Origin of the sequence: Thermogutta sp. (assembly GCF_014359955.1) — a bacterium.
Lineage (GTDB): Bacteria > Planctomycetota > Planctomycetia > Pirellulales > Thermoguttaceae > Thermogutta.
This window is the reverse complement of record NZ_JACIYL010000303.1, coordinates 1-4,819: the sequence shown is the minus strand read 5'-3', so window position 1 is coordinate 4,819 and position 4,819 is coordinate 1. Positions and strand designations below refer to the sequence as shown.

The following is a 4,819-nucleotide window of genomic DNA, read 5'->3' as shown; positions in this document are numbered from 1 at the left end:
TTGTTGATGCCAATCCTCGTTCCGTTCAACTGGCGCGAAGACAACCGGAACAGAACCCCTTTCGCACCTCGGCATTGCCCATCAACCCGCCCCATGGGCCACCTCACCAAATTTTTCTACCTGATAGACCCAGATTTTTGCATCGGGCTGACGCCACGTCTTGCTGGGAAGGCCGGCCTTCTGACAGAGCCGATCGAGAAATTCTTCCGGATCGGGAAGTTCTTCCCAGACCTGAGGGAGAAAAGTCGCGCGTGCTCCCCGCCATTGAAAGATGACCCCATCCACGCCTGGCCGCAATTTTTGCAGCAATTCTTCGGGAGACCTGTATTCGAGCGGTTGCGGGGGAGAAAGCACGCTGATTTCCACCGTGAGATCCGCCAGTTCCCAATCTTCCAGGGGCAAAAACCGCGGATCACGCGCGGCATTGCGGGCGTTTTCCATGACCGCGAGGTACAGCGGCTGATCGGCCGTCAACGTCCCGATGCAACCCCGCAGGGCGCCCCGCCGCCGCAGCGTGACGAAGCACGCCCAGGGTTCGCGAAGCCGTGGCGGCACCGCCTTGCTATCCACGACGGGCAGCCGACCGTCCTGCACGAAGCGTCGCAACGTGGCCCACGCCAGATCGAGCAGAAACCGTTTTTCCTCCGCGGTGAGATTGGGGAGCCGGGCCAATCGTCCCGAGGGAGCTTCCGCCGTCCCGTCGTCTGCGATTTCGGTCTCCCTTTCAGGCGAGGCATTGGGCTCGGATTCCTCGGCTTCTTCTTCCGGCCTGTGCGGTGCCACGCCTCCACAAAACGCGATGGCCCCGTAGCCGACCACGGCTGATTTGTCCCCGGATGTGTCGCCACTGTTGCGATAGTCGAGCAGGAGAGGCTCCCACCCGTATTCCCGCGCAAGATGAAGGGCCACGAGCACCCCCGTGCTGCCGCAGGGGCTCAATTCCGGCTCGTAGCGGAGGCCTTCCAGGTAGTCAAAATCAAAGCGGACGATTGCATCCAGCGTGCGGCGATCCACGTCACAGGCGAGGCGATACGGCTGATAATGGGAAAGATCGGTGCTCACCACGAGGAGCGTCTGGTCGTCGAGGATGCTGGCCAGTGCCTCCGCCGCCTCGCGGGGATCCACCTTGCCGAAGACAATGGGGACGATTTCGAAATCGGACAGAACGGTCTGAAGAAAGGGGAGTTGCACTTCCAGGGAGTGCTCGTACGTGTGGGGCGTGGCTCCGGAGACATAAGCTCCCCAGCCACCCGGCGGACGGACCCGCGCCGGCGGATCAAAAGCGAACGGCGGATGCTGGGCGAGAATGGCCGCCTTGTTGGAAAGCGGCACCTCTCCCAGCGGCGTTTGAAAAGCGTCCACATCGGGAATGGCGGCGCCCTCGAAATAGGCGTAATGGGACGGACCGAGGAGCACCACCGTGGCGTACTTCCGGCCGACAATTTGTTTGTACGCGACCCCTGCCACCGGTCCCGAATAGGGATAGCCCGCATGGGGCACAATCAGCCCCCGAATGGGCACCTGCGGATCCACGACGAGGGGAGCCCCGGCAAGATATTGTTGAATGGTAGCCGAGAGGCGGTCAGGGCGGCCCGGGTAGAATGTCCCAGCAACGGCGGCCGGCCGAATCCGATCGGAAAGGTGTGCGTTCACGGCAGAAGACCTGACTCCCATTCGCAAGGACCAGGCGACCGTCCCTTCATAAGACCATCCGCACTCCCCAAACCGTCGCCCGTTCTGCGAACACTTTCTGGCCCCCACGCGGACGTTTCCGGTTCCCCCAGGTGCTCGTTCTCATTTTACCCGTTTCCCGCCAGAGCGCTTATCCCGCAAACTGGGGGAGGCCGATGCAAACGCAGGTGGAGTAGCTGCGAGGCGGCTCTCCGGCGTTCCCGTCAGGGCGACACGCAGAAAATCATCCCCCGTTTGGTGCGACAGCGAACGGGCGGAGCCAGCGGCGGTGCTGACCAAATGCCCAAAGAAAGTCGGTCCAGAAGGTTGCACCTTGCCTCTTTGCTGAAAAGCCCGACAATGCGATGATGAAGAGGATATGTCACGCTGAGCAGCAACAGGGTCATTTCCCGGGGTGCTTTGGTGGCGGGCTGGAGACCACCTTGTGGCGGTCAGACAACAGCCCGCAGGAAAAGCCCCGCGACGTCACTTTCCCGCCTGTTCCGTTTGGCTTCTTGCAAGTTGCTTGTGAAATAAAAATCCTTCGGAAGCGAACAATGCACGAGTTTGGTGAACGTGTGTTCCATGTCTTGCCGCGGCAGGTGGACCAGACGGTGGCGGCCGCCCTCCGTGAGTGGCTGCCCGGGGTTTCATGGTCGCGGATCAAAAAGCTGATCGCTGGACGCTATGTCCAGGTGAGCGGGAACCTTTGCATGGATCCCGCCCGCCGACTGAAACTTCAGGATGTCGTCAAAATTCTTCCGCGGCCTGCCCAGGCTCCGCCCACCCCCCATGACGTGACCGTCATCTACCTGGACGAGCACCTCGTGGTAGTGGACAAGCCACCGGGTATGACGACCAACCGCCACCGGGACGAGTTGCGGGCATCCGCCCGACGGCGCCAACTTCAGCCGACACTGGACGAAGTTCTCCCCCACATCATCGCGAAGATTGAGGGCAAAAAGAAACGTTACAAGGGTGTGCCGCCACCGGTCCGGGCGGTCCATCGTCTGGACCGCGAGACCAGCGGGTTGATCGTCTTTGCCCGGACCGGGGAGGCCGAACGCGGGTTGATGGAACAGTTCCGAAAGCACACCACGGAGCGAAAGTATCTGGCGATTATTCACGGCTATCTTCCGGCGCAGACGATCAAGTCGTACCTTGTGCGTGATCGGGGTGACGGCCGCCGGGGCAGCACCAAAAACCCCAACGAGGGTCGGATCGCCATCACGCACGTTCGCCCGGTGGAGCGCGTCGGTAATTACACTCTGGTGGAATGCCGCCTGGAAACAGGACGCACCCACCAGATTCGCATCCATCTGGCGGAGGCGGGCCATCCCGTGTGTGGAGAAAAAATTTACAATCGGCCCCTGTTCGGGGAACCCATTCCGGATCACAGCGGCGCCCCGCGACTGGCCCTGGCCGCCGTGGAGTTGGGTTTCATCCACCCGATCACCAAACAGCCCATGAAGTTTGAAATCCCGCTGCCCAAAGACCTCAGCGATTTCCTCCACGAGCTCCGCCGGCGTGCCCGGCAGGAAAAGTCGTCGCGGGCTGACAGCAAAGAGCCTCCATCAGCGTGAATACCGGAGAAAAGCCGTTGCCGCCTCTTTGACTTCAATCAACACGGAACGCCGCCATGCCACTTTTGGGTGCGCATCAGTCGATTGCCGGGGGATATCATCGGGCGGTTGACCGGGCCGTGGCCGCCGGTTGCGAGTGTCTCCAAATCTTCACCAAAAGCACCAACCGATGGGAAAGCCCGCCACTGACCGACGAACAGGTCGCGCAATTTCAAACGGCCCTGTCGCGGTCGGGAATTCGCCGGGTGATTGGTCACACGGCCTATCTTATCAATGTGGCAAGCCCCGATCCCACTTTGTGGAAAAAATCCGTGGAGAGTTTGGCCGAGGAGTATTCCCGAGCCGACCGACTGGGGCTGGAGGGGCTTGTCCTCCACCCTGGAGCCGCCATGTCAGAAGATCGCGATGGGGCGGTCGCCCGAGTGGCTGAAGCCCTCAACCGCGTGTTTGATCGCTTCCCCGAGGCCAAACCCCTCATCCTTTTGGAAACCACAGCCGGGCAGGGCACCAACCTGGGAAGCTCCTTTGAAGAACTCGCCACCATCGTGGAAGCAACCGAACAATCGCACCGCGTGGGCATCTGCTGGGACACCTGCCACATGCTGGCAGCGGACTACCCTATCGACCATCCCGACGGTTGGAACAAGACCGTGCGGTGGTTTGACCGTGTTCTCGGCCTGCACCGCCTCCGGGCAATCCATCTCAACGACAGCCGAACACCTCGGGGGAGCCACGTCGATCGCCACGAGCACATCGGCCGTGGTCACGTGGGCCTGGAAACCTTTCGCCGCCTGCTCCACGATCCCCGCGTCAATCACCTCCCCATGTTTCTGGAAACGCCCAAGGGAAAAAACGACGACGGCCAAGACTGGGACGTGGTCAACCTCACCCTCCTCCGCGAGCTCCTGGCGCGAACACCGGCAGCTTCCCCTCAGGAACCGCTTTAATAATGGCGGTTCGCAAGAGGACACAGGCCGTCAGAAGGAAGCCAGAACACTCGCTTACGGCACCGTGACGCCCGGCGGGAGAGCCGCTTTCCAGCCCGCGTGGAGCAGATCCGCCATTTCTTCGCGGACCTGTTCGTAGGCCGGATCATCCACAACGTTCCTCGTCTCCCAGGGGTCTTTTTCCAGGTCATAAAGAGCCGCAGGGATGGCGCCCCTTTTGAATTCCATGTAACTGTATTTCTTGGTCCGCACGCACTCACCGAAGGCATCGCCGTCATCCTCCACGATGAAGGCGGCCTTTTTCCAGGGACGTTGCGGATTCACCAGCAGCGGAGCGAAGCTGATGCCTTCCAGGTTTTTCGGAAGGTCCAGCTTGAGCAGTTCGCCCAGCGTGGGGACGAGATCCACAAACTCGACAATTTCGTCGCAAGTTTTCCCGTTGGCCGGGGCACCGGGAACGCGCACGATCAACGGTGCCCGATGCGTCGCTTCCAGCATCGAGTACTTCGACCAGAATCCGTGGTCGCCCAAGTGGAAGCCGTGATCGCCCAGGAAAATGACGATCGTGTTTTTGTCCAGTCCAGTTTCTTCCAGGGCGTCAAGAATCATCCCGATATT

Annotated in this window: 4 protein-coding genes; 2 read left to right on the top strand and 2 right to left on the bottom strand. The window is 61.0% G+C overall.

Going from position 1 to position 4,819, the window contains the following annotated elements:
• Positions 1-81: 81 nt before the first annotated feature.
• Entirely contained in the window at positions 82-1,653 is a 1,572-nt protein-coding gene (gene amrB, locus H5U08_RS10320) for an AmmeMemoRadiSam system protein B (protein ID WP_297032727.1), read from the bottom strand.
• Positions 1,654-2,228: 575 nt separating this feature from the next.
• Here amrB and H5U08_RS10315 point away from each other — a divergent pair.
• Positions 2,229-3,254 carry an RluA family pseudouridine synthase gene (locus H5U08_RS10315; protein WP_297032726.1) on the top strand — a complete coding sequence of 342 codons (1,026 nt, stop codon included), beginning with the start codon at positions 2,229-2,231 and terminating at the stop codon, positions 3,252-3,254.
• A gap of 56 nt (positions 3,255-3,310) precedes the next feature.
• Positions 3,311-4,201 (top strand): deoxyribonuclease IV, encoded by an 891-nt coding sequence (locus H5U08_RS10310; RefSeq protein WP_297032724.1) that lies wholly within the window; start codon positions 3,311-3,313, stop codon positions 4,199-4,201.
• Positions 4,202-4,255: 54 nt separating this feature from the next.
• Here H5U08_RS10310 and H5U08_RS10305 read toward each other — a convergent pair.
• A partial coding sequence (locus H5U08_RS10305) for a sulfatase/phosphatase domain-containing protein (protein WP_297032722.1) occupies positions 4,256-4,819 on the bottom strand: 564 nt, incomplete at its 5' end.

Bases quoted from the DNA above. Each gene is read 5' to 3' on its own strand.
- H5U08_RS10315 (WP_297032726.1), top strand. From the start codon at position 2,229: ATGCACGAGTTTGGTGAACGTGTGTTCCATGTCTTGCCGCGGCAGGTG.
- H5U08_RS10310 (WP_297032724.1), top strand. From the start codon at position 3,311: ATGCCACTTTTGGGTGCGCATCAGTCGATTGCCGGGGGATATCATCGG.